Genomic DNA, 24,092 nt, shown 5'->3' with positions numbered 1-24,092 from the left:
ATACGGCACTGGACCGTCCTCCACTGTACGGCGGCGCGGAAGAGGCCTCAGGGCGATGACGAGGAGCGTTACTCGAACCGCACCGCCAGCAGCACGACGTCCTCCGTTCCCTCCGCCGCGTCCAGCCCGTCCGGCAGCACGCTCCGCAGGACGTGGTCGGCGATCGCGCCCGGGTCGTGCCGCAGCGCGCGCGGTACTCCGGCCGCCGCCGCGTGCAGCCGGGCGAAGGCGCGGTCGGTGGCCTCGCCGGTGCGGTGCAGCAGCCCGTCGGTGTACAGCAGAACCGTCTCTCCAGGTTCGGCGAGGATCTCCACGCTCGGAGCCTCCCAGCAGGCGAGCATGCCCAGCGGGGCGGAGACCGAGGTCTCCACGAACTCCGTGCGGCGCTGTCCGATGAGCAGGGGCGGACTGTGCCCGGCACCGGCCAGCGTGATCTTGCGGGCGGCAGGTTCGCAGTAGCCGAACAGCGCAGTGGCCGAGCGGGCCGGCTCGGTCAGCCGCAGCAGCAGCTCCAGGTCGGACAGGACCGCGACCGGGTCCTCGCCCTCCATCACGGCGTACGCGCGCAGGGAAGCCCGCAACCGGCCCATGGCCGCGACCGCGCTGGGCCCCGACCCGGTGACGGAGCCGACGGCGAGGCCGAGGGCGGCGTCGGGCAGCGGCAGCGCGTCGTACCAGTCGCCGCCGCCGCGCGGGCCGGTGCGGTGCCGGGCGGCGAGCTGGACGCCGGACACCCGCGGCAGCCGCGAGGGGAGCAGCTCGTCCGACATCGTCGCCATGGCCGTGCGCGTGCGTTCCAGTTCCAGGAGCCGGGCGAGGTGTTCGGCGGCGTACCTGGCGTACAGGCCGACGAGGTGGCGCTGCCGCTCGCCCGGCTCGGCGGGTTCGTCGTAGAGCCAGACGGCGGCCCCGAGGCGGCCCGCGGTCCCGGTGGACAGGGGGAGCGCGAAGCTGGCGGCGTAACCGAGACGGGCCGCGACCTCGCGGTGGCGGGGGTCGAGCCCCTCCGCCGCGAACAGGTCGGGCTCGGCGATCCCGTCCTCGCCGCCCGGCAGCCCGTCGAGGAACCGGCCGTAGGACAGGGCGCTGCGCGGCACGGTCTCGATGTGGCCGAGGTCGGCGCGGGCCAGGCCGAGGCCGATCGTGGTGTCCGGGCCGAGGCCGTCGCCGGGTTCCAGTACGACGAGGCCGCGCCGGGCACCCACGAGGGCGGCGCCGGCCCGCAGAACCTCCTGGAGCGCCTCGTCGAGCACGGCCGTACGGGTTAGGCGCTCGGTCAGCTCGTGGAGGGTGGTGAGGTCGGAGACCCAGCCCGCGAGACGGTCCTGCAGTACCGCGCCGGGCGGTGCCGGGGGGTTCGCGGGAACAGCCGGGGAGGTACCCGGCGCGCCGGGCGCGACAGTGTGGGCGGGTGCAGGAACCGTTGAATCGATTCCGGCCACTTTCGGAGGGTGCGGGGCGTTCATGGTCTCCGGCCTTCCGACCGGCGCGTACTGCTCAAAAGCATCGCAAACCCCCATGTCATTCTGCGCCGCCAGCAGTGTCTCCACATGTACACGCACTCGTGAGGAGATGTCCAGCATTGTCCTGCCGGGATTCCTGGTGTCCGTGAGCCCCGAGGGAGCAACTCCCCTTCCTCTTGCCGAAATGCAAAGTTGGCTTAAAACTGCCGCAGTGGACGGCTTATTGCGGTCGACTGGGCTTGCTCGACGGAGCGTCACGACGGTCGTGATGGGTACGTACTCGGTGAAGGCCAGGGGTGGTTGGGAATCACCCGGAACCTGGCGACGGACCCGGGCGTCCTATCCACCGACGACCGTGCCCCATCCTCCCGTGGCGGAGGCGGAGAGAAATACGCGCGACGGCAAACGCCATACTTCGCCACCCCTACGCCACGCCCGTGCTTTTGATACACGCAGTATGGGCGGGACGGCCGCGGAGGCAGCCAAGGCTCGACCCATAGGGGTTCCCCCTGCTCACGGCAGGGGTGTGATGCGCCAACAGGTACGCACAGTGAAGCGATCGACACATGTTGTGATGTGGACCACGGTGTTGCCAGGCGTGCAACGGAAAGGAACGAGCGCTCATGCGCGAGATCCTCGGAAGGCGACGCAGGCTCCTGTCCAAGCGCGGTGACGGGACGCCTGAGCTGATCGGCGCGGCCCTGACCTATGCGACGCAATGGCAGTGGCCCGTACTCCCGGGCGTGGCGGCGGACCCGCAGGTGTCGGGCCGTTGCGGCTGCCCCGACCCCGAGTGCACGGTGCCCGGCGCGCACCCCTTCGACCCAGGCCTCCTCGCGGCCACCACCGACGGCCGCATGGTCCGCTGGTGGTGGGGCAACCGGCCCACGGCGCCGATCGTCATGGCCACCGGCGGCAAGGCGCCCTGCGCGGTCTCGCTGCCCGCCCTGCCGGCCGCCCGCGCCCTGGAGGCGCTCGACCGGATGGGCATGCGGCTCGGGCCGGTCGTGGCCTCTCCCGCCCGCTGGGCGATCCTCGTGAAGCCGTACTCCATGGAGCAACTCGGCGAACTGCTCTACGCCAAGGACTTCGTGCCCGGCTCCCTCCGCTTCCACAGCGAGGGCGGCTATCTGGCCCTGCCCCCGTCCGGGACGGCCCAGGGCGAGATCCGCTGGGAGCGGGCGCCGCTGCCCGGCTCCGCCTCTCCGTGGGTGCCCGATGTCGAGGCCGTGGTGGACGCCGTGGTCGAAGCCCTCACTCGTACGGGTGTGAGCGCGCCCGAGTTCTAGAACCGTCGGGCGCGCCGGGCCCGGCGCGGGCCTCGGGGCGTTAAGTTCCGGGGTCATGCCGCGTCATGCCCGGGGCCGCTCCCGGGACCCCCGAAAGGCCAGACTGCTCGCCCTCGCGGGCGTCGTGGCGGTGTGCGCGGTCGCGCTGCCGCTGGCGGTGGCGTCCGCGGGATCCGTACGCGGTGGGCCCGTTTCCCGTCCCGTACAGGACGAGGTACGTGCCACCCCGGATGGTCCTTCTTCAGGCGCCGACGACAAGGCGCTGGGTACGTCCGGAAGCGCGCCCTCCGCGGCTCCCACCCTGCCCACACTGGGCCAGGGCCTGGCGACCGCTGTGCGCTGCGGACCCGAAGTCTCCTCCCCCGACGGCATCGAGGCGCAGACCTGTGTCGTGACGCAGGGTGCGCGGACCTGGGCGCGGACCTACTACCGCAACGCGACCGGCGAGGCGCTGGACGCCGTGCTGACCCTGATGGAGCCCGGCGCCCGGACCGTGCGGATGACGTGTGCGGTGAGCGCCGAGGACGAGCCGCGGACCTGCGAGACGCCGCGGGAGCCGGTGCGGGGGGATCTGGCGGCGTACACGGCGGTCGCGGAGTTCGCCCGGCGGGCGGGACAGGGGCCGCTGCTGCTGCGCTCGGGGAGCAACTCACCTGCGTGGACAGGTAGTTGACGAACGACCGCGTTCGGTGAACCGTCGCGGGCACGAAAAGACCCGGTTGCTGGCGACGGGGGATGCACCAGCAACCGGGCTACAGGAACGGTAACAAGAGATCGGCGGTTCGCAAATTCGATCTCGCCCTTTCCAGTCACCGACTGGCTTGTCTCCAGCGGGAGTTGTGAGGGCAGTCACCCGTCCCGGGGCGCTCGGGTCCGGTCGGCCGGGGTGGCGGCCGGCCGGACCCGGTGGCGCACATCAGCTGAGCGTGACCTGCCGGTTGGTGAGGCCGCCGCGGGCACGGCGCTCGTCCGGGGTGAGCGGCGCTTCCGTGGCCAGGGCGGCGGCGAGGCGCTCGGCGAACTCGGCCGCCGGCTTCTCCACGTCCTCGGCCGTGACCCCGCTCGGCAGGTCCCACACCGGCACCGTGAGCCCGTGAGCGCGGAAGGAGCCCACCAGGCGGGTGCCCTCGCCGAGGCTGGAGCGGCCCGCGGCGTGCAGCCGCGCGAGAGCGTCCAGAAGCTGTTCCTCGGCGTGGGGCATGACCCACCGCAGATGGTTCTTCTCCGGCGTCTCGCACCAGTAGGCGGCGTCCACACTCTGGAGCTTGACGGTCGGGATGGCCGCGGCGTTGGCCCGCTCCAGGGAGGCGGTCACCTCCGGCGTGGCGTTCTCCGTGTCCGGGACCCAGAACTCGAATCCGCTGTGCACTTCTGGCGCGAAGGTGCCCTCAGGGTCGAGCAGATCCTGCAGCCGGGGACCGTCGGCCGGGGCGCGGCGGCCCTGCACGGGCGTACCGGGCTGGGCCTCCAGGGCGCGCTGGAGGGTGTCGGCGAGGTCGCGGCTGATGTCGCCGGACGAGGTGTCGTTCTGCAGGCCGAGCAGGACCGAGCCGTCGTCGCGGCGCAGGGCGGGCCAGGCCATCGGCAGGACCGTGGCGAGGGTCACCGCGGGGACGCCCTCGGGCAGGCCGCCCTTCAGGGGCAGCGCGACCGTGGCCGCCGGGACCAGCTCGCGCAGGGCCACCCAGTCGCACTCGCCGGGCAGGCCCTCGAAGGGGCGGTGCACCAGCTCGGTCGCGGCGTGGGACGCGGCCCTGCCGTGACAGGCCTTGTAGCGGCGGCCGCTTCCGCAGGGGCAGGGCTCGCGAGCGCCTACGACCGGGACCTCGCCATCCGTGATCTGCGGGCGCTTGGCCTTCGTCTGGGGTCGCTTCTTGGCCATCGATGGGTCTCCCGGTTACGGCTCGTCTCGTACGTTCGCGAGCCTAGCCGTTCGGGCCTCGGGCGACGGGATCCTGTGGACAACACTCGGTCCAGCGCGGCGGACGGGCACAGCCCTCAGCCCTGGGTCCGGTGACTCAGTCCATGTCCTCGAAGGCGTCCGCGAAGTCCAGCCCGGGTATCTGGGACACCGCCGGGGCCGCGACGCGCGTCACGAAGTCGTCGCGGCGGTGGCCGGCGTCCGGGTCGTACACGTCGTCGTGGACGATGACCCACACCGTGACCTCGCCGCGGATGTCGTCGCGGACGCCCCAGTCGTCGGCCAGCGCGGTGATGATGTTCAGCCCGCGGCCGCCGTGCGCCGTGACCGACGGGGTCGCCGGAGCGGGGCGGGTCGGGCCGCCGCCGTCCGTGACCTCGACGATGAGCCGGCCCGCCGGGTCCACGCGCCACGCGGCACGGACATCGCCGTCACCGGACAGGGCGTCGCCGAGCGGTCTGCCGTGTTTGCACGCGTTGCTCAAAAGTTCGGAAAGGATCAGTACGGCGTCGTCGATGACCGAATCCGCTACGCCACCGCTGCGCAACTGTGAACGCATACGGTGCCTTGCTTTCCCCACGCCCGCAGGGCCATGGGGTACGGCCATGCTCGACGACGCGGGCACCTCCTGTGCCACCACCAACGCCACCCCCGAGACCTCCTTCGCCCCACGCCACGGTGTGGATGCCCCATTGGCCTGTACCGGAAACCGGCCAATCAACGTCCTGTGACGCATTCACCACGATCGAATACGGACCGAACGCGCCGGAGCACTCCCCGTAATCGAGTGGCTGGATTTCGTCGGTGTGGCCGAGACCGGAGGATCCCGCCCGTCAAGGTGTGGGGTCAAGAGGTGTGCGTGGGTCTGGTGGGACTTGTGTGGCCGGCCTCAGCGGCCGAGGCGGTCCAGCACGGCACGCGGACGATTGGTGATGATGGCGTCGATACCGAGGTCGATGCAGAGATCCACGTCCTCCGGTTCGTTCACGGTCCACACGTGCACCTGGTGGCCGGCCCGCTTCAGGCGCTCCACATAAACGGGGTGGTGGCGCACGATCCGGATCGAGGGACCCGCGATCCCCACGCCCGGGGGCAGCCGCCCGTCCCGCAGCCGGGGCGAGACGAACTGCGTCAGATAGACCGTCGGCAGGGTCGGCGAGGCGGCCCGCACCCGGTGCAGCGAGCGGGCCGAGAAGCTCATCACCCGCACCTGGGACTCCTCGGCGGCGGCCGGGGCGTCGAGGCCGAACCGCTTCAGCAGGGCCAGCAGCCGCTCCTCGACCTGTCCCGCCCAGCGCGTGGGGTGCTTGGTCTCGATGGCCAGTTCCACCCGGCGCCCGGCGTCCGCGACGAGTCCGAGCAGCCGCTCCAGGGTGAGTACGGAGGTCGCCTCGCGGTCCTCCGGGGGGTGCTCCCAGTCGGGCTCCTCGTCGCGCCCCTTCCAGGCCTCGCGCGTCTTCCACGAGCCGAAGTCCAGGGCGGCGAGATCGGCCAGCTCCAGGGCGGAGACCGCGCCGCGGCCGTTGGACGTACGGTTGATCCGGCGGTCGTGCACACACACGAGGTGGCCGTCGGCGGTGAGGCGCACATCGCACTCGAGGGCGTCCGCACCGTCCTCGATCGCCTTGGTGTACGCGGCCAGGGTGTGCTCCGGGGCGTCCTCGGAGGCTCCGCGGTGGGCGACGACTTGAATCACATGCTGCCGTGCGTGGGTCACCGCGTCATGGTGCCACCGAGTCCGGGTACGCGTCCGGTCGTACGGACCCGACGGATTCACAGGTCCGTACGGAGGTGCTGGAATTGCATACTTTTCAGCAGTAATGACCTATATAAAGAATGGCCGCGGACCCACAGCCACCGCTTATGGTGCTCTGACGTCCCGTGGGAAAAGCTGACGGCATACAAAGGGACAAGCACAGCTGTATCGCGCCGGACCGTCGCCAGCGTGAAAAAGCGTGACCGAGTGCGACCCAGAAAAGCAGCCGTGGATCGAGGAGAGAAGCTGTGAGCACCGAGAACGAGGGCACCGCGGTACCCCCCGCCCCGTCCGCACCCCCCGTGCCGGTGGATGCTCCCGCTGCTCCGGCGCCGCAGGGGCCGTACGGGCAGGACGCCCAGGGGCAGGCCGCTCATGGAGAGGGCGCTCATGGTGAGGGCGCTCCCGGCGGCGCCGGTCATCCCGGCGCCTCCTCCTCCGCCCCCGACCCCTCCTGGCCGCCGCCCCCGCCGCCGGCCACCCCGTCGTACGGCGACGGCGGTGCCGGAGGGTCGTACGGTGACGGCGGTGCCGGTTACGGAGCGGGCGGCTGGGGTTCCTCCTACCAGCAGCCGGCGCCGAAGCCCGGCCGCGGCCGCGGTGGTCTGGTCGTCGCGATCCTGGCGGCCGCGCTGGTCGCGGGCGGTCTGGGCGGCGGCCTCGGCTACACCCTGGCGAAGAACAACGACGAGAGCTCCGGCTCCACCACGGTCTCCGCATCCACCAGCGGCGGCGACCTCAAGCGCGACCCGGGCACGGTCGCGGGCGTGGCCGCCAAGGCGCTGCCGAGCACGGTCACGATCGAGGCCGAGAGCAACAGCGGCGAGGGCGGCACCGGCACGGGCTTCGTCTTCGACAAGCAGGGCCACATCGTCACCAACAACCACGTGGTGGCGGGCGCGGTGGACGGCGGCAAGCTCACCGCGACCTTCCCGAGCGGCAAGAAGTACGACGCCGAGGTGGTCGGCCACGCGCAGGGCTACGACGTGGCGGTCATCAAGCTCAAGGACGCCCCCTCCGACCTGAAGCCCCTCACCCTCGGCGACTCGGACAAGGTGGCCGTCGGCGACGCGACCATCGCGATCGGCGCCCCCTTCGGTCTGTCCGACACGGTGACGACGGGCATCATCAGCGCCAAGAACCGCCCGGTCGCCTCCAGCGACGGCAGCGGCAGCCAGGCGTCCTACATGAGCGCCCTGCAGACCGACGCCTCGATCAACCCGGGCAACTCCGGCGGTCCGCTGCTGGACGCGCAGGGCAACGTCATCGGCATCAACTCCGCGATCCAGTCCACCGGCAACGGCGGCTTCGGCACCGGCCAGTCCGGCTCGATCGGCCTGGGCTTCGCCATCCCGATCAACCAGGCCGAGTACGTCGCCCAGGAGCTGATCAAGACCGGCAAGCCGGTGTACGCGAAGATCGGCGCGTCCGTCTCCCTGGACGACAGCTCGAACGGCGCGCAGATCACCGACCAGGGCGCGGGCGGCGCGGCACCGGTCGAGCCCGGCGGCCCGGCCGCCAAGGCGGGCCTGAAGCCCGGCGACGTCATCACCAAGCTCGACGACCGGGTGATCGACTCCGGCCCCACCCTGATCGGCGAGATCTGGACCCACAAGCCCGGCGACAAGGTCACGATCACCTACGAGCGCGGCGGCAAGCAGCAGACCGTCGACGTCACCCTGGGTTCGCGCACCGGCGACAACTGACGCCCACCCGCGCGCACCGACCCGTTACCCTTGTCCCCGCGCCGCCGATCACGGCCGGCGCGGGGAGGCGTGCCCGAGCGGCCGAAGGGAACGGTCTTGAAAACCGTCGTGGCAGCGATGTCACCGTGGGTTCAAATCCCACCGCCTCCGCGCGATGAGCAGTGAGAACGGCCCCTGACCTGGAGATGTGGTCAGGGGCCGTTCGCATGTTCGGGCTCGGCACCTACCCGGTGTCCCCCGTGATTCCCCGCTCGATCGGGCACGGCTGGGACACGGGAGCTGGGGTCAGCTGTTGCGGCTGCTGCACGTCACTGCCGTGCCGACCCCTCCGAGAAGCAAGGTCATCAAAGCCGCTGCGTCTGCGTACGCGCTAGCGATTTCGGCGACCGGCGCCGTGACGAGCACGATCAAAACGATGACCGTGATGAGCCGCTCGGGGTTGATCGGAATTGACATCCCCTGCGGGATAGGCGACAAACTCATCTTGAGCCTCCTGGAGGTTCGGAGACCCGCCCTGCCGTGCACGCCTAGGAACCTGTCCGGCGAGGGCGGGTTTTTCGTGGTCTGACGGGGCTCATTGTGGGCTCAGATCGGCCATTCGCAAACTCGATCTCGGCTATTCGGACACCGATTTACCTGCAGTCAAGGGGAGTTGTGACGCAGGTCACCTGTAGGCGACCGCAATGATTCCGCAACTGACGCCGTCGGCCTTGTTGGTGGCATGCACTGACGCCGGACCACCGGGGCGTGCTGGACAAGTCTGCGGACGTGCTAGCGGGTAATGACCATGACGACGTAGAACATGCCTACGGCAGCGGCCAGGCAGGCAGCGATGGCGGCAATTGCGGCGACGCCCATCAGCCCTGTCAGGCCCAGGGCCGCCGTCCATCCCATTCGAGCCATCCGATCGGTCTGCTCGGCTGCCCTGTCGTAGTCGCTGTCCTCGTACCAGTCTCGTTTGGTCATGGCACCCCCGCTCCGAGAATAGAAGGCGCGGTCGACGTCCTTTCCGCAGCCCACCACTACCGGTCAGGCCGCCGTAGGCGTCGTGGGTGACGACGATCTCCGGGCGGACGTCGCGGATCTGTGCGCCCAGTTCCCCCACCGCCCAGGTCGCCGTGACGACCGCCGTGCCGGCGCCCGAGGATGCGTGCCGGGCCAGGATGCCGCCCGCCACCAGGGACTCGTCGTCGGAGTGCGCGAAGACCCCGAGCAACGACGGCACGGGCATGGGTATCGGCAACCGCCCTCGCTACCGCCGGCCCGGAGACGAGGGCGCGTCAGTGACGGTGATGGCCTGGCTCGGGCACTTCTCCGCGGCTTCCAGGATCTCCGGCGCGTTGCCCGCGCTGTCGTGGCCCGGGCGGACGACGCCGTATCCGTCGACGAACTCGAAGACAGCCGGGGCCCGGTGGGCGCATTCGGCGGAGCCGTAACAGAGTTCGCGGTCGACGGAGACCTTCATGACTCTTCCTCTGCCCAGCGCGCCGTCGGCCGAATCGGCCCGGCTAGCGGGTGCCGGCGGCGGCGAGCCAGTGGGCGACCCGGCGTACGGCGGGCTCGTCGAGCCGTTCGACGAGGGCCTGGACGGTGCTGTCGTCCTCGGGGGTGAGGTCGTAGAAGCCCGCCTTGCTCAGGCCGGCCATGAGGACCTGGTGGCGGCGGGCGGTCATCCGCTCCGCCAGCACGGTCGGTTCGCCGGGGGAGTCCGCGTCCGGGCTCGTCGGCCGAGGTTGAGGTTGAGGTGAAGCCGCCTGCTTCAGCGAGGTGTCGAACAGCTGCCACGCGCCGTCCTTCGGGCCCCAGAGGGCGACGGTCACCTCCTCGCCCCGCGCGCGCATGGTCTGGGTCATCTCGCCGAGCGCGTACAGCACGGGTGAGCGGTGGGGCGACTCCGCCGCGGCCCGCCAGGAGTTCGTGGCCGTCCGGTAGAGCATCGCCACCCAGCGTGGATCGCCCTGCGGTTCCGGGCTCTCGGGACGTGTCCTCATCGCGCTCACCCCTGTACGTCGCTCCGGAAGCGGTACGGCAGGCGGCGACCATAGCTGACGAGTCGTCAGTTATCCAGGGTCGGCGGGAGTCGGTGGGAGGCGGCGGGTGTGGTCCGCGGGGAGCATCGCCACTTCGTCCGGCACCGGTCCCTCCCCTCGTGGGGACCGGTGCCGGACGGTGGAGCTACCGTCGTCCGGCGTGGATGGCGCCGCACGGCGCGGGACGACAGGAGACGGGAGCGGATCGCAGCTGACCGGAATGGTGCGTTGCTGCGTCCGGATCCTGCCATTCCCCACCGCCGACGAGGAGGTCCGGAGTCCGGACGGACGGTATTACCGCAGGTCAGGCATATAGAGTGAGTTTTCCGGTCCGGACGTCCAGGCGTGACAAGTAAGGAGTGGAGACCTTGGGTTCCGACTCGGGGACACGCACCGCCTTCGCGGAACGCCTCGCGTTGCTGTACAAGGAAGCCGGGAACCCTCCCCTCAAGCGGGTGTCCGAAGCGGTCGTCCGGCTCCACCGCGTCGACGAACGCGGGCGGCCCGTGCGGGTGTCCGCCCAGCGCATCAGCGACTGGCGGCGGGCCCGGAACGTACCCGCCCAGTTCGCCGCTCTCGCGGCCGTGTTGCAGGTACTGATACCCGAGGCACGCCGCTCGCGGCCCGCTCCGGTCTCCCCGGGCCTGTACGACCTCGGCCAGTGGCAGCGGCTGTGGGAGCAGGCGTTGGCCGACCCGGTCGGCGAACGGCCCGTGGCGTCCTCCGCCGAGGAGCAGGAACCGCCCGCGCCCGGCGGGTTGTGCCCGTACCGCGGGCTGGCCTCCTACCGCCGGGAGGACGCCCGTTGGTTCTTCGGCCGGGAGCGGAGCACGGACGCGATCGTCGCGCAGCTCGGAGCCGTGGCCGGGACGGGCGGCCTGGTCATGCTCGTGGGCGCGTCGGGGGCGGGCAAGTCCTCGCTGCTGAACGCCGGTCTGGTGCCCGCCCTGCGGGACGGCGCGCTGGGCGGCGACGACGGTGCGGAGCACGGCCGGGAGCGGGAGGTCGTGCAACTCGTCCCGGGCGGTGATCCGCTGGCGGAGCTGAGCCGGCTCATCCCCGAACTGCGGCCCGTCCTGCTGTCCGGGGCGGGAGCCGCCGGCGTCCCGTCGGCCACGGGACCGGAACCGGAACAGTCCGCCACGGAACCGGAACAGGGGATGGAGGAGCGCGACGGCTCCGCCGTGCAGCGGTCGGGGCAGGCGGAGCAGACGGGGCAGGCGGAGCGGGCGGAACGCGGTGTTCCGATCTCCCCGGACGCCGTCCGTGCCGCCGTCGCCGCCTGGGCGCGGCGCGAGGCGCCCTCCGGTGCGCGTCCGGTCGTCATCGTGGACCAGTTCGAGGAGACGTTCACCCTCTGCCCCGACGAGGCGGACCGGCGTGCCTTCATCGAGGCCCTGCACGCCGCGTGCTCACCCGCCGGACGGGACGAACCGGCCCCGGCGGTCGTGGTCCTGGGCATACGCGCCGACTTCTACGAGCGGTGCCTGAGATATCCCGAGCTGGCCGACGCGCTCCAGCACCGGCACATGGTGCTCGGTCCGCTGACCACGGCGGAGCTGCGCGAGGCGGTGACCGGACCGGCCAAGGCCGTCGGCCTGGAGCTGGAACCGGGCCTGGCGGAGCTGATCGTCAGGGAGGTCAGCGCAGACGGCCCGCGCGGTGCGGGGACCTCGCACACCCTTCGGGCTGCGGGGGAGCACGACGCGGGCGTGCTGCCGCTCCTCTCGCACGCCCTGCTCGCCACCTGGCAGCGCAGAAAGGCGGGCCGGCTCACCCTCGCCGGCTACCGCGCGGCCGGCGGCATCCAGGGCGCCGTCGCGGCGACCGCGGAGCGGGCCTGGTCCGGCCTGGACCCGGCGGCGCGCACGGCGGCGCGACTGCTGCTGCTCCGGCTGGTCCGCCTCGGCGAGGACACCCAGGCCACCCGCAGACGGGGGACCCGGCGGAAGCTGGCGGAGGAGTCCACCGACCCGGGCAAGACCGAGGAGTCCCTGGAGGCGCTGGTCCGCGCCCGGCTGGTGACCCTCGACGCGGAGACCGTGGAGATCACCCACGAGGCGCTGCTGCACGCCTGGCCGCGGCTGCGCGAGTGGATCGACGACGACCGGCAGGGCAATCTGCTGCGCCAGCGCCTGGAGGAGGACGGCCGGGCCTGGGAGGAGTCGAACCGCGACACGTCACTGCTCTACCGGGGCTCCCGGCTGGAACAGGCCCACGGCTGGGCGCGATCCGCCGGGGACAGGTTCCTGACCCGGAGCGCGGTGGAGTTCCTGGCCGCCTCGGTCCGGCTGCGCCGGCGCGTGACCTGGATCAGCCGGGGCGCGGTGGCGACGCTGGTCGTCCTCGCGATGCTGGCCGTGGGATCGGCCGTCATCGCCTCGAAGCAGCGGGACGAGGCCGTGTTCGAGCAGGTCCTCGCCCAGGCCGACCGCGTCCAGGACACGGATCCGTCGCTGTCCGCGCAGCTCGACCTGGTGGCGCACCGGCTGCGGCCGGACGACAAGGGCGCGAACAGCCGCCTGATCTCCATCGTGAACGCCCCGCTGGCCACGCCGCTGGTCGGCCACACGGGCGCCGTCTACCTCACGACGTTCAGCCCGGACGGGCGGACCCTCGCCACGGCCAGCTACGACCGGACCGTACGGCTGTGGGACGTGACCGATCCGAAGCGCCCGAAGCCCCTGGGCGAGCCTCTCACCGGCCATACGAGCTGGGTGAGCAGCGCGGTCTTCAGCCCGGACGGCCGTACCCTCGCCAGCGCGTCCGACGACGGCACGATCCGGCTGTGGGACGTGACCGACCCCCGGCGCCCGGAGCGGCTCGGCAAGCCGCTGACCGGCCATGACAGCACGATCTACCTGGTCGCCTTCAGCCCGGACGGGCGCACGCTGGCCTCCGTCGGCGATGATCGCACCGTCCGGCTGTGGGACGTGGCCGATCCGAAGCGCCCGAAGCCCCTGGGCGAGCCCCTGACCGGGCACTCGACCGCCGTGCGCTCGGTGGCGTTCAGCCCGGACGGCAGGACGCTGGCGACCGGTGGCGACGACGGGGCGATCCGGCTGTGGGACGTGACCGACCCCCGGCGCCCGGAGCGGGCCGGGGAGCGGCTGACCGGCCACACCGCCACCGTGCACTCGGTGGCCTTCAGCCCGGACGGCCGTACGCTCGCCAGCGGCAGCTCGGACAACACCGTACGGCTCTGGAACATGGCCGGTTCCCGTGGCCCGGCACCGATCGGTACGCCGCTCACCGGCCATACCGGGCCGGTGTGGTCCGTGGCCTTCAGCCCTGACGGGAACATGCTCGCCGCCGCCAGCGCGGACAGCACCGCGAGTCTGTGGAAGGTCGGTGATCCGGCGTACCCGTCGCAGGTCGGCGGGCCCCTGGCGGGCAGCAGCGGTGAGATGTACGCGCTCGGCTTCAGCCCCGACGGGCGCACGCTCGCCACCGGGGCGGGCGACAACAAGGTCCGCCTGTGGGCGCTGCCGACATCGGACATGACCGGCCGGAGCGGAGTGTTCCGCCCGGACGGGCGGGTGCTCGCGACGGCGGCGCTCGACGGGCGGGTGCGGCTGTGGGACGTGCGGTCGCCGGGCAGGCCCGTGCGGCTGGGGAAGCCGTTCCGGCCGGAGGGCGGCGTCCGCTCCCTGGAGTTCTCCCCGGACGGCCGCACCCTCGCGGTGGTGACGGGCAGCCGGACCCTGCAACTGTGGAACCTCGGCGATCCGGAACGCCCCGTCCCGCACGGACCCTCCACCCCCCTGCGGATGCGGCTGGCCGACCCGGTGGCCTTCAGCCCGGACGGGCGGGTCCTGGCGACCCCCTCCGACGACCGCACCGTCCAGCTGTGGGACATCGGCGACCCCTCCCGTCCCCGCGCGCTCGGCGCGCCCCTCGCCGGGCACAAGGGCTACGTCAACGCCCTCGTCTTCAGCCCCGACGGCCGGACGCTGGCCAGCGGCAGCGCGGACGGCACCATCAGGCTGTGGAACACCGCCGACCCAGGCCGTACGACCCTGATCCGCGCGCCTCTCAGGGGCCATCTCGGAGCCGTCAACGCCCTCGCCCTCAGCCCCGACGGCCGGACGCTGGCCAGCGCCGGTGACGACAACTCGGTCCGCCTCTGGGACGTCGAGGACCCTGCCGAGGCCTCCGCGGAGGCGCGCCTCACGGGACACACGGAAGCCGTCGTGTCGCTGACGTTCAGCCGGAGCGGCCGCACCCTGGCCAGCGGCGGCAACGACAGCACCGTCCGGCTGTGGAACGTCTCCGACCCCGCCGGGGCCACCGCGATCGGCCACTCCATGAGTCCCAACGCCAAGACCGGCAACTTCCTGGCGTTCAGCCCGAACAGCCACATGCTCGGGGTGTCGAGCGGCGCCGACAGCATCCGGCTCTGGAACCTGGACACCGACGAGGCCGTACGCCGCATCTGCTCGATGACCCGGGGTGTTCTGACGCCGGACACCTGGCGCGCGTACCTGCCCAGGCTCTCCTACGACGCGCCGTGCGCCGGCCGATGAGGTCGTGGTCCGGCGACAGGGCGGACTCTCACGGCAGTCAGTGATACGAGTCACAACCCGGGTTTCCTGACGGGCAGTCGGCTCCTCCCGCGTAAGCGCTTGTTACCCTTGGCCATAGCCCGACCGCTGGTGCATCCCCCGTCGCCAGCGGTCGGGCATTCGCATGCCGGGCCGCTCAGCGCAGGTCGAGGCGCATCAGGACGCGGGGATGGCCGGCCAGGACCGATGTGGTGGGGGCCGCGTAGGTGAAGCCGGCCCGTTCGAAGTTCTTCCGCAGGCCGGCGTAGGCCATCGTCAGGTCTACCTTGGCGTCGCCGTTGTCGAGGGGGTAGGCCTCGATCGCAGGGGCGCCCCGGGCCCGGGCGAAGTCGACGGCACCGGCGATGAGCGCGTGCGAGATGCCCTGCTTGCGGTGGCCGGGGCGGACCCGGACGCACCACAGGGACCAGACGGGCAGATCGTCCACGTGCGGGATCTTGCGGTTGCGGGCGAACGAGGTGTCCGAACGCGGTGCGACGGCGGCCCAGCCGACCGGTTCGTCACCGTCGTAGGCGAGCACGCCCGGGGGCGGTTCCGCACCGCACAGCTCGGCGACGTGGTCACCGCGGGCCGGGCCGCGCAGTTCCTTGTTGAGTTTGGAGGGAATCCGGTAGCTCAGACACCAGCAGACATTCGCCCCGGGCGACTTCGGCCCGAGCACGGCACGGACGTCCTCGAAGTCCGTGGCAGGCCGGACGTCGATGGTCATGGCACCACGATGTCACGGCCTTGGCGGGTTCGCCGCCCGGTTCTTTCCGGCGGCCGATGGCCCGGCCCGCCCGCGGATACGCTCCTGGCACGGACATCCGTGTCCCGATCATCCGGGGGCCGAGTGAGGAACTCGTCGAGGACTTCGGGCAGTTGGTCCCGCGGCTGTCCGCGACGGCCCGGTCCCTGGACCGCGCGGCGATCGGGCGCCCGGTGAGCTGCGCCTCGCCCGCCCGCCCTGCCGGTGCCCGCACGGTCGACCTCACCTCCCGGCCGGACCGTGCCGCGGCGAACCGGCTCTGCGTGTGGCTCGGCTTCCAGGCCCGGGAGCCGGCGGTCTACCGCCGCACGGGGGACCGAGCCCCCGAGCCCTGCCCCGGTCCCGGCCCTGGCCCCGACGCCGCCCGCAGCAGCCGCAGCTGGCCGATCTCGGTCACGTTCTTCATCAGCTCGGCGTTCACCCAGGCCACCATGTGCGCGACGGTGTACTGGGGGTCGCCCTGCGTCGGGAACGAGGCGGTGGCGTCCAGGTCGCTGCCGGTGAGGCCGTCCAGCACCGCCAGCCACTGAGTGCGCAGGTCGCGCAGCCACTCGACGGTCGGGGCGCCCTCGCCGGGCCAGGCGATGTCCGTGCGGTCGCGGGGCGGCCGGCCCTGCGCGTGGTCCAGGGTGACGCTCCACCACCAGCCGATGTGCCAGGTCACCCAGGCGATCGTCGGGACGGGCACGGGGTCGGGCTCGGTGTCCGCCCAGTCCGGCGTCCAGGTGCCGTCGGGCGCTCGGCGCATGGTCCAGCAGAGGGGTACGGGCTCCCAGAGGAAGTCCCCGGGCTCCAGCCGCTCCAGGTGGTACTCGAACAGTGACCAGGTCAACTCGAACTGCCAGCGCGGCAGTTCCGTACGGGAATCGCTCATCGGGCGACCCTACGCAAGCGCCGCCCGGGTGTCCCGGGCCAGTCCCGCCCAGTCGATCTCCCGCAGTGCCCGCTCCGCGTCGCAGCCCGACGGCAGGCGCGGGGCCGGCTGGAACCAGACCACGGACAGGCGCGAGCGGTACAGGACCGGGTCGTGGGCCGGGTCGAGGGCGGCGGAGTGGAACGTACCGACGCAGGCCACGGCGGGCAGCACCTCGACGGGACCGAGACCGCCCGCGTACTGGTCGGGACGCTCGCGCGGGGGCGGGACGAGGTGAACGGGCGTGCCGGGGTGGGACCGCTCGGCGGCGCGCAGCAGCTCGCGGATCCGCAGGTCGTTGACCGGCTCGCAGGGATAGCCGGCCGGTGGGTCGCCGGATGTCGACAGCGAGTCGCCGTACGTCGATAGCGGGTCGCCGTACGTCGATAGCGGGTCGCCGTACGTCGATAGCGGGTCGCCGTACGTCGACAGCGGGTCGCCGTACGTCGGCAGCGAGTCGCCGTACGTCGAGAACAGGTCGCCGTACGTCGACGTGAACCGCAGTTCGGCGAGGTCCACCGAGCGGCCGGAGGTGAGAACGAGGCGGGCGAGCGCCATGGCCGGCGGTCTGGCGTGCTGGTGCATGGGGGTCTTTCGGTGCTGGTGGGCGCGGCCCGGCTCACGGCCGGTGCCCCGTCATCCGGGCGGCCGACGCGATCGTCGCCCGGGCCTCACGCTCGGACAGGCCGGTGCCCAGGGCCGCTTCGACCAGGGCGTCCACGAGCGCCGGGCCGATGCCGTCCTCGTACGCCCGGCAGGCCGCCCAGAACAGCCGGGTGTTGCGCTGCCCCTCGTGTGCGGCGAGGACGAACTGGACCAGGCCCTGGCCGTGCCCGCCGGCCGACGGGGGTGTGGGGTGGGGGGAGCGGGGCGGCGGGAGCAGCAGCCGCAGCAGGGAGCGCGGGCAGGGCGCGAGCGCCAGGTGCGCGGTCCCGGGGGCGGCGGCGTACACCCCCTGGCCCGTGCGGGATCCGGGCCCGACGAGGTAGCCGCCGGCGCCCCGGATGTCGATGCCGGGGGCGAGACGGCCCGCCGAGTTGGGGACCACCACGTCGGGCGGGCCGCTCAGCCACAGGTGACGCCCGCCGGACGGGGTCAGGACCACCACCGTCGGGGGGATGGTGAACAGATGCCGCAGGGCCAGCTCGCGCAGGGCGGCCGAGGAGTCCGTGCCGGTCTTCACGTCCAGGTCGACGCCGATGAGCTGGTGCGGGGGCAGGCCGCAGGCGATGCCGTAGCCGGTCGCCCAGGGCGCGGCGGCGAAGAGCTCGCGGATGCGGGCCGGGTCGCTGGAGGCGTCGTACACACCATGGCCGAGGCGGCCGCACGCGCCGTGGCAGGGGGAGGGGGCGGGGTCGTCGCGGTGCGGGGAGCGCAGCGCCGGGAGCTTGGCGCGGGACAGGGGGATGACGGCCAGTCCGCGTTCGGCGGCTGACAGGGCGTGTGCGAGGGCCAGCGTCGTGGCCTGCCGGTCGGTGGTGGCCATGCTTCTAGTTTCGTACGTACGTTCGAAAAAGGAAAGAGGGGTGTGGGCGACGCGCCGGGGCGGAGGTCTGTGCGCGAAAAGTGCCGGAACGCTTCGCCCCTTGCGGTACCAGGGTTCGAACCGCCCCTTCCGCCCCAGTCCGGTACTGAAGTGATGCAAAGGGGTTTATCGACATGTCATCACGCTTGAGTGCGAATGGGGGCTTCCGGTGTGGTTCGCCGGGGATTCGGTGGGCAACTCTGGACTCGCGACGTCGAGCAACGGACCAGGGCGGTCGGCCAACTTCCCTGGAGGCAGCAGTACTTCTCCACGCAGTCGTTGGTTCTGAAGTCACTGAAGTCACTGAGGTCCTTGGAGGGACAACAACATGGCAAGCATCCGTACCGCCCGCGTCATCGCCGCCGTCTCCGCCCTACCGCTCGCGGCCGCCCTCTTCACCGGCATCGCGACGGCGGACAACGGCTCCTTCGCGGACAACGGATCGATCGCCTCCGTCACGGAGGCCGAGTCGGGCGTCCTCGGCAGCGGCGTCGGCGGTGACAACTACGGCACCTCGTCCACCACGAACCAGCAGGCCGTCGGCGAGGGTGCCTCGAACCAGAGCAACACCGCCCAGGTCAACGGATCGGCCTTCACGGCCGTCAACCAGGGCAACGACAACACCGCCGTCAGCTTCACCCCGCTGTGGTGGTGAGCTGAGCGGGCCGGTGTACCGGCATCGGCCCGCCGTTCGTGTGGGGTGTGTGCTTCGTGGGGTGACAAGCGTCTGAGCGGCGGTACTCCGGTACCGCCGCGCAGGCGTTTTCGCGTGCGTGGGGTGTGACATCTTGACGCCGCCCTGGATCTGACGGACAGTCAGAAACCGTGAACGGTGAGACGGAGGTCCACGAGGAGTTCGAGGCGCGTCTGAAGGCCTACGAGGGCCGCCCGGCCGCCGCCACCGGGGTCGGCCGGGACCCCGTCAACGAGCCGATGATCAGGCACTGGTGCGAGGCCATGGGCGACACCAGCCCCGCCTACACCGGACCGGACGCCATCGCTCCCCCCACCATGCTCCAGGCATGGACCATGGCGGGCCTCACCCGCCGCCCGGAACGCACGGCGGCCTACGACGAACTCCTCCGCCTGCTCGACGAGGCGGGCCACGACGCGGTCGTCGCCACCGACTGCGAGCAGGAGTACGTCCGCCCCCTGCGCCCCGGAGACGAGATCACCTTCGACTCGGTGATCGAGTCGGTCTCGGGCCGCAAGACCACGAAGCTGGGGGCGGGTTACTTCGTCACGACCCGTACGGACATCCGGGCAGGCGGCGAACTCGCCGGCACCCACCGCTTCCGCATCCTCAAGTACGCCCCCGCACACCGGCCGCCGCGCCCGAAGGAACCCCGCCCGCGCCCCGTGATCAACCGCGACAACGCCGGCTTCTGGGAGGGCGTGGCCCGCCACGAGCTGCTCATCCAGCGCTGCACCGGCTGCGGCGACCTGCGTTTCCCCTGGCTGCCGGGGTGCAACAGCTGCGGCTCCCCGGAGTGGGACACCGTCGAGGCGAGCGGCGAGGGCACGGTCTATTCGTACGTCGTCATGCACCACCCGCCCTTCCCGGCCTTCGAGCCCCCATACGCGGTCGGGCTGATCGAGCTCGCGGAGGGCGTGCGGATCGTCAGCAATGTGGTCGGGGTGCCGTACGACAAGGTGCGCATCGGCATGCCGGTCCGGCTCGACTTCCGGCGCTACGACGACGAGTTGGTGCTGCCCGTCTTCCAGGGGGTGACGCCGTGAACGCCGGAGACCGCCTTCCGCCACTGGAGATCCCGGTCACCCGCACCCTGATCGTCGCCGGGGCGATCGCGTCCCGCGACTACCAGGACGTGCACCACGACCCGGACCTGGCCCGGCAGAAGGGCTCCCCCGACATCTTCATGAACATCCTGACGACCAACGGCCTGGTCGGCCGCTACATCACGGACCACTTCGGCCCCCGGGCCGTGCTGCGCCGGGTCGCCATCCGGCTCGGCGCGCCCAACCACCCCGGCGACACGATGGTGCTGACGGGCACGGTCGAGGAGGCCGACGGCGAGAGGGTGACAGTCCGGGTCGTCGGTACGAACGGCATCGGCACGCACGTCACCGGCACGGTGACGGTCATGGTCCCGGGGGGAGCCGGGACGGCGACCGCTCCCGGCGGACCGTCACCGTCATGACCGACGGCACCGTCCCCGCGGCCCGGGCCGACGACACCGTCCCCGCGGCCCGGGCCGCCGACCCCCCTGGCCGCCGCGGGCCGCGTCCCCTTGGCCGCCACGGGCCGCGTCCCCTTGGCCGCCACGGGTGCTCGCGGCGCCCCGGGTGCCTGGCGCCGCGTGAGCCGAGGAGGCCCGGCAAGGGATCCACCCTGCTGTCGCTCGCCGAGGGCCGGACCACCACGGACCCGCTCGCCGACCCGGCGACTCCGGGAGGCCGGGCATGACCCCAGGAGGCCCATCATGAGTCCCCGCCGGCACGACACCCTCGGCGGCCGTGCGGCCATCGCCGGCATCGGAGCCACCGAGTTCTCCAAGGACTCGGGCCGCAGCGAACTGCGCCTGGCCGTCGAGGCGGTACGGGCGGCCCTCGCGGACGCGGGACTGACGCCGGCCGACGTCGACGGGCTGGTCACGTTCACCATGGACACCAGCCCCGAGATCACCGTGGCCCAGGCGGCCGGCATCGGCGAGCTCTCCTTCTTCTCCCGGATCCACTACGGCGGCGGCGCGGCCTGCGCCACCGTCCAGCAGGCGGCCCTCGCGATCGCGGCGGGCGTGGCGGACGTGGTCGTCTGCTACCGGGCGTTCAACGAGCGCTCGGGACGCCGCTTCGGCTCCGGGGTCCGGCACCGCGAGCCGTCGGCGGAGGGCGCGGCGCTCGGCTGGTCGCTGCCGTTCGGCCTGCTCACCCCGGCCTCCTGGGTGGCGATGGCGGCCCAGCGGTACCTCCACACGTACGGGCTGACGCCGGAGGCGTTCGGGCACGTCGCCGTGGTCGACCGCGCGTACGCGGCGACCAACCCGGCGGCCTACTTCCACAACCGGCCCATCACGATGGCCGACCACGCCGCGTCCCGCTGGATCGTCGAGCCGCTGCGGCTGCTGGACTGCTGCCAGGAGACCGACGGCGGCCAGGCCCTCGTGGTCACCTCGGTGGAGCGGGCCCGCGACCTGCCCCACCCGCCCGCCGTGATCGCGGCGGCCGCCCAGGGCGCGGGACGCGCGCAGGAGCAGATGACCAGCTTCTACCGCGACGACCTGACCGGCCTGCCCGAGACGGCGGTGGTGGCCCGGCAGCTGTGGCGGACCTCCGGACTCGCCCCGGCCGACATCGACGTGGGGATCCTCTACGACCACTTCACGCCGTTCGTGCTGACGCAGCTGGAGGAGTTCGGCTTCTGCGGCCCCGGCGAGGCACCGGACTTCGTGGCCGAGCGGCGTCTGCCGCTCAACACCCACGGGGGACAGCTGGGGGAGGCGTATCTGCACGGGATGAACGGGGTGGCGGAGGCCGTCCGGCAGATCAGGGGGACGGCGGTGAATCCGGTCCCCGGAGCGGAACGGGTCCTGGTGACGGCGGGGACGGGCGTGCCTACGTCGGGACTCGTACTCACCGCCGACCCGCAGGGGACAACCCGCAGTACCCCGGTCCCGCCGCTCCACCTCTAGGAGGTGCGGCCGGCCCTACCCCTACAACCTGAGGGGGACCCCGCTTCGGGACCTACGGCCGATCCGCAGGACCCGGCCCCGCTCATAGCGTTGAGCCATGACCACACTCGTCTGCACCAGCGCGTCGAAGGCCGCCTCACCAGCGGCGCGGACTCTTCCGTATCCGTCGTTCTCGTCGTACGTCAGGGCCCGCCAGCCGGTGCTGCTGCGTACCGCCCGCTCGCTCACCGGCAACCCGAGCGACGCGGAGGACCTGTTGCAGACCGCGCTCACCAAGACGTACGTCGCCTGGGAGCGTATCGAGGACCACCGCGCCCTCGACGGCTATGTGCGCCGGGCGCTGCTGAACACGCGGACGTCGCAGTGGCGCAAGCGCAAGGTCGACGAGTTCGCCTGCGACGAGCTGCCCGAGCCGGAGCCGGTGACCGGCGGTGACGATCCGGCCGAGCAGCAGGCGCTGCGCGACGCGATGTGGCGGGCGATCATGCGGCTGCCCGCACGGCAGCGGGCGATGGTAGTCCTCAGGTACTACGAGGACCTGAGCGAGGTCCAGACGGCCGAAGTGCTCGGCGTCTCGGTGGGCACGGTGAAGTCCGCCGTCTCGCGCGCGCTGGGAAAGCTCCGCGAGGACGCTGAGCTGGGACTTGTCCGCCAGTGAGCCCCGCTCGGCAGGCCGCTCGCACGCCGTCCCGGCCCCGCTGAGCCTCTTATTCCGCTTGGCGTGATGTGATCGATCGCCCGGTCCTAGTGACATACCACGCGGTATGTGAGCAGAATCAGCGCAACCTTTACCACCGCGTAGGCAATGTCGCCCCGGGAGGACGCCGTGCTGAGCACCATGCAGGACGTACCGCTGCTGATCTCGAGGATCCTGACCCACGGGTCGACGATCCACGGGACATCACAGGTGACGACGTGGACCGGTGAGGACGAGCCGCACCGCCGCTCCTTCGCCGAGATCGGCGCCCGCGCCGCCCAGCTCGCCCACGCGCTCCGGGAGGACCTCGGCGTCACCGGCGACGAGCGGGTGGCAACGCTCGCCTGGAACAACGCGGAACATGTCGAGGCCTACTTCGCGATCCCGTCCATGGGCGCGGTCCTGCACACCCTGAACCTCCGCCTCCCGCCCGAGCAGCTGGCCTGGATCGTCAACCACGCCGCCGACCGCGTGATCATCGCCAACGGTTCGCTGCTCCCCCTGCTCGCCCCGCTGCTCCCGCACCTGAAGACGGTCGAGCACGTGGTCGTCACGGGCCCGGGGGACCGCTCCCTCCTCGCGGACGCGACCGCCCGTGTCCACGAGTACGAGGACCTGATCGCCGGGAAGCCGACGTCGTACGACTGGCCCGAGCTGGACGAACGCCAGGCCGCCGCCATGTGCTACACCTCCGGCACCACCGGCGATCCCAAGGGCGTGGTCTACAGCCACCGCTCCATCTATCTGCACTCCATGCAGGTCAACATGGCCCAGTCGATGGGCCTGACCGACGGGGACACCTCGCTGGTCGTCGTCCCGCAGTTCCACGTCAACGCCTGGGGCCTGCCCCACGCCACGTTCATGACCGGCGTGAACATGCTGATGCCGGACCGCTTCCTCCAGCCGGCCCCGCTCGCCGCGATGATCGAGAGCGAGAGGCCCAGCCACGCGGCCGCCGTGCCCACCATCTGGCAGGGCCTGCTCGCCGAGCTGACCGCGAACCCGCGTGACGTCTCCTCCCTCGGCCAGGTCACCATCGGCGGCGCGGCGTGTCCGCCGTCGCTCATGGAGGCCTTCGACAAGCTGGGCATGCGGGTCTGCCACGCCTGGGGCATGACGGAGACGTCCCCGCTCGGCACGATCGCCCGTCCCCCGGCCAGCGTGGTCGGCACGGCGGAGGAGCTCGCCTACCGCCTCACCCAGGGCCGCTTCCCGGCCGGTGTCGAGGGCCGCCTGACCGGCCCCGGCGGCGAACGCCTCCCCTGGGACGGCGAGTCGGCCGGTGAGCTGGAGGTACGCGGCCCCTGGATCGCCGGGGCCTACTACAACGGCCCGGACGCCGACCCGCTGCGCCCCGCCGACAAGTTCAGCGAGGACGGCTGGCTCAAGACGGGCGACGTCGGCACCATCTCCCCCGACGGCTACCTCACCCTCACCGACCGGGCCAAGGACGTCATCAAGTCCGGCGGTGAGTGGATCTCGTCCGTGGACCTGGAGAACGCCCTCATGGCCCACCCGGACGTCGCCGAGGCGGCCGTCGTCGCCGTCCCCGACGACAAGTGGGGCGAGCGCCCCCTGGCCACGGTCGTCCTCAAGGAGGGCGCCACCGCCACCTTCGAGACCCTGCGCGCCTTCCTCGCCGACGAGGGCCACATCGCCAAGTGGCAGCTCCCGGAGCGCTGGACGGTCATCGAGGCGGTCCCGAAGACGAGCGTCGGCAAGTTCGACAAGAAGGTCCTGCGCAGGCAGTACGCGGAGGGCGACCTGGACATCACCCAGCTCGGCTGACCCCGCCGAACACCCCGGAGCCCCTGGCCAACCGCCAG

The 24,092-nt window shown here is 72.1% G+C and carries 23 protein-coding genes, 1 tRNA gene and 1 pseudogene; 12 read left to right on the top strand and 13 right to left on the bottom strand.

Going from position 1 to position 24,092, the window contains the following annotated elements; all coding sequences use genetic code 11:
- Window positions 1–68: 68 nt before the first annotated feature.
- Window positions 69–1,583: a SpoIIE family protein phosphatase gene (locus tag ACFZBT_RS17760; RefSeq protein WP_391104116.1), complete on the bottom strand. Its 1,515-nt coding sequence runs from the start codon at window positions 1,581–1,583 to the stop codon at window positions 69–71.
- A 503-nt stretch (window positions 1,584–2,086) separates the two neighbouring features.
- Here ACFZBT_RS17760 and ACFZBT_RS17755 point away from each other — a divergent pair.
- Together ACFZBT_RS17755 and ACFZBT_RS17750 are read left to right on the top strand one after the other, a co-directional pair.
- Window positions 2,087–2,752, top strand: coding sequence for a bifunctional DNA primase/polymerase (locus tag ACFZBT_RS17755; protein ID WP_391104113.1), 666 nt, complete (start codon window positions 2,087–2,089; stop codon window positions 2,750–2,752).
- 55 nt (window positions 2,753–2,807) lie between these two features.
- A complete protein-coding gene (locus ACFZBT_RS17750; RefSeq protein WP_391104110.1) occupies window positions 2,808–3,425 on the top strand; it encodes a hypothetical protein in 618 nt (205 codons plus the stop codon).
- A gap of 243 nt (window positions 3,426–3,668) precedes the next feature.
- Here the strand turns inward: ACFZBT_RS17750 and ACFZBT_RS17745 are convergent, their stop codons facing one another.
- From ACFZBT_RS17745 to ACFZBT_RS17735, 3 genes are all read right to left on the bottom strand, one after another.
- Window positions 3,669–4,634 carry a DUF5926 family protein gene (locus tag ACFZBT_RS17745; RefSeq protein WP_391104107.1) on the bottom strand — a complete coding sequence of 322 codons (966 nt, stop codon included), beginning with the start codon at window positions 4,632–4,634 and terminating at the stop codon, window positions 3,669–3,671.
- 136 nt (window positions 4,635–4,770) lie between these two features.
- On the bottom strand, window positions 4,771–5,409 hold the full coding sequence (locus ACFZBT_RS17740) for an ATP-binding protein (protein WP_391104104.1): 639 nt from the start codon (window positions 5,407–5,409) through the stop codon (window positions 4,771–4,773).
- A 153-nt stretch (window positions 5,410–5,562) separates the two neighbouring features.
- Window positions 5,563–6,390 carry a glycerophosphodiester phosphodiesterase family protein gene (locus ACFZBT_RS17735; RefSeq protein WP_391104101.1) on the bottom strand — a complete coding sequence of 276 codons (828 nt, stop codon included), beginning with the start codon at window positions 6,388–6,390 and terminating at the stop codon, window positions 5,563–5,565.
- Window positions 6,391–6,677: 287 nt separating this feature from the next.
- On the opposite strand from ACFZBT_RS17735, the gene ACFZBT_RS17730 reads away from it, so the two are divergent.
- Together ACFZBT_RS17730 and ACFZBT_RS17725 are read left to right on the top strand one after the other, a co-directional pair.
- Window positions 6,678–8,135, top strand: coding sequence for a trypsin-like peptidase domain-containing protein (locus tag ACFZBT_RS17730; protein ID WP_391104098.1), 1,458 nt, complete (start codon window positions 6,678–6,680; stop codon window positions 8,133–8,135).
- 63 nt (window positions 8,136–8,198) lie between these two features.
- Window positions 8,199–8,285: transfer RNA gene (locus ACFZBT_RS17725), tRNA-Ser, on the top strand.
- A 135-nt stretch (window positions 8,286–8,420) separates the two neighbouring features.
- On the opposite strand, the gene ACFZBT_RS17720 is transcribed toward ACFZBT_RS17725, so the two are convergent.
- From ACFZBT_RS17720 to ACFZBT_RS17700, 5 genes and pseudogenes are all read right to left on the bottom strand, one after another.
- A complete protein-coding gene (locus ACFZBT_RS17720) occupies window positions 8,421–8,591 on the bottom strand; it encodes a hypothetical protein (RefSeq protein ID WP_391104095.1) in 171 nt (56 codons plus the stop codon).
- A 315-nt stretch (window positions 8,592–8,906) separates the two neighbouring features.
- Window positions 8,907–9,101, bottom strand: coding sequence for a hypothetical protein (locus tag ACFZBT_RS17715; protein WP_391104486.1), 195 nt, complete (start codon window positions 9,099–9,101; stop codon window positions 8,907–8,909).
- Window positions 9,102–9,159: 58 nt separating this feature from the next.
- Window positions 9,160–9,366 (bottom strand): annotated as a pseudogene (locus ACFZBT_RS17710) (hypothetical protein); the annotation flags it as partial.
- 21 nt (window positions 9,367–9,387) lie between these two features.
- Window positions 9,388–9,600, bottom strand: a complete 213-nt coding sequence (locus ACFZBT_RS17705; protein ID WP_391104092.1) for a 4Fe-4S domain-containing protein — start codon at window positions 9,598–9,600, stop codon at window positions 9,388–9,390.
- A 43-nt stretch (window positions 9,601–9,643) separates the two neighbouring features.
- Complete coding sequence (locus ACFZBT_RS17700; protein WP_391104089.1) at window positions 9,644–10,126, bottom strand: hypothetical protein; 483 nt, start codon at window positions 10,124–10,126, stop codon at window positions 9,644–9,646.
- A gap of 398 nt (window positions 10,127–10,524) precedes the next feature.
- Here ACFZBT_RS17700 and ACFZBT_RS17695 point away from each other — a divergent pair, with 398 nt between their 5' ends.
- Window positions 10,525–14,691 carry an NACHT and WD repeat domain-containing protein gene (locus ACFZBT_RS17695; protein WP_391104086.1) on the top strand — a complete coding sequence of 1,389 codons (4,167 nt, stop codon included), beginning with the start codon at window positions 10,525–10,527 and terminating at the stop codon, window positions 14,689–14,691.
- Between the two features lie 175 nt (window positions 14,692–14,866).
- On the opposite strand, the gene ACFZBT_RS17690 is transcribed toward ACFZBT_RS17695, so the two are convergent.
- From ACFZBT_RS17690 to ACFZBT_RS17675, 4 genes are all read right to left on the bottom strand, one after another.
- Complete coding sequence (locus ACFZBT_RS17690; RefSeq protein ID WP_391104083.1) at window positions 14,867–15,439, bottom strand: GNAT family N-acetyltransferase; 573 nt, start codon at window positions 15,437–15,439, stop codon at window positions 14,867–14,869.
- Window positions 15,440–15,776: 337 nt separating this feature from the next.
- On the bottom strand, window positions 15,777–16,352 hold the full coding sequence (locus tag ACFZBT_RS17685) for a DinB family protein (protein WP_391104080.1): 576 nt from the start codon (window positions 16,350–16,352) through the stop codon (window positions 15,777–15,779).
- A 9-nt stretch (window positions 16,353–16,361) separates the two neighbouring features.
- Window positions 16,362–16,949 carry a hypothetical protein gene (locus tag ACFZBT_RS17680; protein ID WP_391104077.1) on the bottom strand — a complete coding sequence of 196 codons (588 nt, stop codon included), beginning with the start codon at window positions 16,947–16,949 and terminating at the stop codon, window positions 16,362–16,364.
- Window positions 16,950–17,010: 61 nt separating this feature from the next.
- On the bottom strand, window positions 17,011–17,877 hold the full coding sequence (locus ACFZBT_RS17675; protein ID WP_391104074.1) for a bifunctional DNA primase/polymerase: 867 nt from the start codon (window positions 17,875–17,877) through the stop codon (window positions 17,011–17,013).
- A gap of 367 nt (window positions 17,878–18,244) precedes the next feature.
- Between ACFZBT_RS17675 and ACFZBT_RS17670 the strand changes: the two genes are divergently transcribed.
- From ACFZBT_RS17670 to ACFZBT_RS17640, 7 genes are all read left to right on the top strand, one after another.
- Window positions 18,245–18,571 (top strand): hypothetical protein, encoded by a 327-nt coding sequence (locus ACFZBT_RS17670; RefSeq protein WP_391104071.1) that lies wholly within the window; start codon window positions 18,245–18,247, stop codon window positions 18,569–18,571.
- Window positions 18,572–18,741: 170 nt separating this feature from the next.
- A complete protein-coding gene (locus ACFZBT_RS17665) occupies window positions 18,742–19,656 on the top strand; it encodes an OB-fold domain-containing protein (protein ID WP_391104068.1) in 915 nt (304 codons plus the stop codon).
- Window positions 19,653–20,078, top strand: coding sequence for a MaoC/PaaZ C-terminal domain-containing protein (locus ACFZBT_RS17660; protein ID WP_391104065.1), 426 nt, complete (start codon window positions 19,653–19,655; stop codon window positions 20,076–20,078). Before ACFZBT_RS17665 ends, ACFZBT_RS17660 begins: the two co-directional genes overlap by 4 nt.
- A complete protein-coding gene (locus ACFZBT_RS17655) occupies window positions 20,075–20,344 on the top strand; it encodes a hypothetical protein (protein WP_391104062.1) in 270 nt (89 codons plus the stop codon). The genes ACFZBT_RS17660 and ACFZBT_RS17655 overlap by 4 nt, the downstream gene beginning before the upstream one ends.
- 16 nt (window positions 20,345–20,360) lie before the next feature.
- On the top strand, window positions 20,361–21,569 hold the full coding sequence (locus ACFZBT_RS17650; RefSeq protein WP_391104059.1) for a lipid-transfer protein: 1,209 nt from the start codon (window positions 20,361–20,363) through the stop codon (window positions 21,567–21,569).
- Window positions 21,570–21,666: 97 nt separating this feature from the next.
- Complete coding sequence (locus ACFZBT_RS17645; RefSeq protein ID WP_391104056.1) at window positions 21,667–22,227, top strand: SigE family RNA polymerase sigma factor; 561 nt, start codon at window positions 21,667–21,669, stop codon at window positions 22,225–22,227.
- A 147-nt stretch (window positions 22,228–22,374) separates the two neighbouring features.
- A complete protein-coding gene (locus ACFZBT_RS17640; protein WP_391104053.1) occupies window positions 22,375–24,054 on the top strand; it encodes a long-chain-fatty-acid--CoA ligase in 1,680 nt (559 codons plus the stop codon).
- Window positions 24,055–24,092 lie beyond the last annotated feature (38 nt).

The sequence above is a fragment of the Streptomyces sp. NPDC008137 genome, assembly GCF_042957035.1.
Taxonomy (GTDB): Bacteria; Actinomycetota; Actinomycetes; order Streptomycetales; family Streptomycetaceae; genus Streptomyces.
This window is presented reverse-complemented; position numbering and strand designations above follow the sequence as displayed.

Bases quoted from the DNA above. Each gene is read 5' to 3' on its own strand.
- ACFZBT_RS17680 (WP_391104077.1), bottom strand. From the start codon at position 16,949: ATGGCGCTCGCCCGCCTCGTTCTCACCTCCGGCCGCTCGGTGGACCTC.
- ACFZBT_RS17700 (WP_391104089.1), bottom strand. From the start codon at position 10,126: ATGAGGACACGTCCCGAGAGCCCGGAACCGCAGGGCGATCCACGCTGG.
- ACFZBT_RS17745 (WP_391104107.1), bottom strand. From the start codon at position 4,634: ATGGCCAAGAAGCGACCCCAGACGAAGGCCAAGCGCCCGCAGATCACG.
- ACFZBT_RS17655 (WP_391104062.1), top strand. From the start codon at position 20,075: ATGACCGACGGCACCGTCCCCGCGGCCCGGGCCGACGACACCGTCCCC.
- ACFZBT_RS17675 (WP_391104074.1), bottom strand. From the start codon at position 17,877: ATGGCCACCACCGACCGGCAGGCCACGACGCTGGCCCTCGCACACGCC.
- ACFZBT_RS17670 (WP_391104071.1), top strand. From the start codon at position 18,245: ATGGCAAGCATCCGTACCGCCCGCGTCATCGCCGCCGTCTCCGCCCTA.
- ACFZBT_RS17760 (WP_391104116.1), bottom strand. From the start codon at position 1,583: ATGCTGGACATCTCCTCACGAGTGCGTGTACATGTGGAGACACTGCTG.
- ACFZBT_RS17705 (WP_391104092.1), bottom strand. From the start codon at position 9,600: ATGAAGGTCTCCGTCGACCGCGAACTCTGTTACGGCTCCGCCGAATGC.
- ACFZBT_RS17750 (WP_391104110.1), top strand. From the start codon at position 2,808: ATGCCGCGTCATGCCCGGGGCCGCTCCCGGGACCCCCGAAAGGCCAGA.
- ACFZBT_RS17650 (WP_391104059.1), top strand. From the start codon at position 20,361: ATGAGTCCCCGCCGGCACGACACCCTCGGCGGCCGTGCGGCCATCGCC.
- ACFZBT_RS17720 (WP_391104095.1), bottom strand. From the start codon at position 8,591: ATGTCAATTCCGATCAACCCCGAGCGGCTCATCACGGTCATCGTTTTG.
- ACFZBT_RS17740 (WP_391104104.1), bottom strand. From the start codon at position 5,409: ATGCGTCACAGGACGTTGATTGGCCGGTTTCCGGTACAGGCCAATGGG.
- ACFZBT_RS17645 (WP_391104056.1), top strand. From the start codon at position 21,667: ATGACCACACTCGTCTGCACCAGCGCGTCGAAGGCCGCCTCACCAGCG.
- ACFZBT_RS17640 (WP_391104053.1), top strand. From the start codon at position 22,375: ATGTCGCCCCGGGAGGACGCCGTGCTGAGCACCATGCAGGACGTACCG.
- ACFZBT_RS17690 (WP_391104083.1), bottom strand. From the start codon at position 15,439: ATGACCATCGACGTCCGGCCTGCCACGGACTTCGAGGACGTCCGTGCC.
- ACFZBT_RS17685 (WP_391104080.1), bottom strand. From the start codon at position 16,352: ATGAGCGATTCCCGTACGGAACTGCCGCGCTGGCAGTTCGAGTTGACC.
- ACFZBT_RS17755 (WP_391104113.1), top strand. From the start codon at position 2,087: ATGCGCGAGATCCTCGGAAGGCGACGCAGGCTCCTGTCCAAGCGCGGT.
- ACFZBT_RS17715 (WP_391104486.1), bottom strand. From the start codon at position 9,101: ATGACCAAACGAGACTGGTACGAGGACAGCGACTACGACAGGGCAGCC.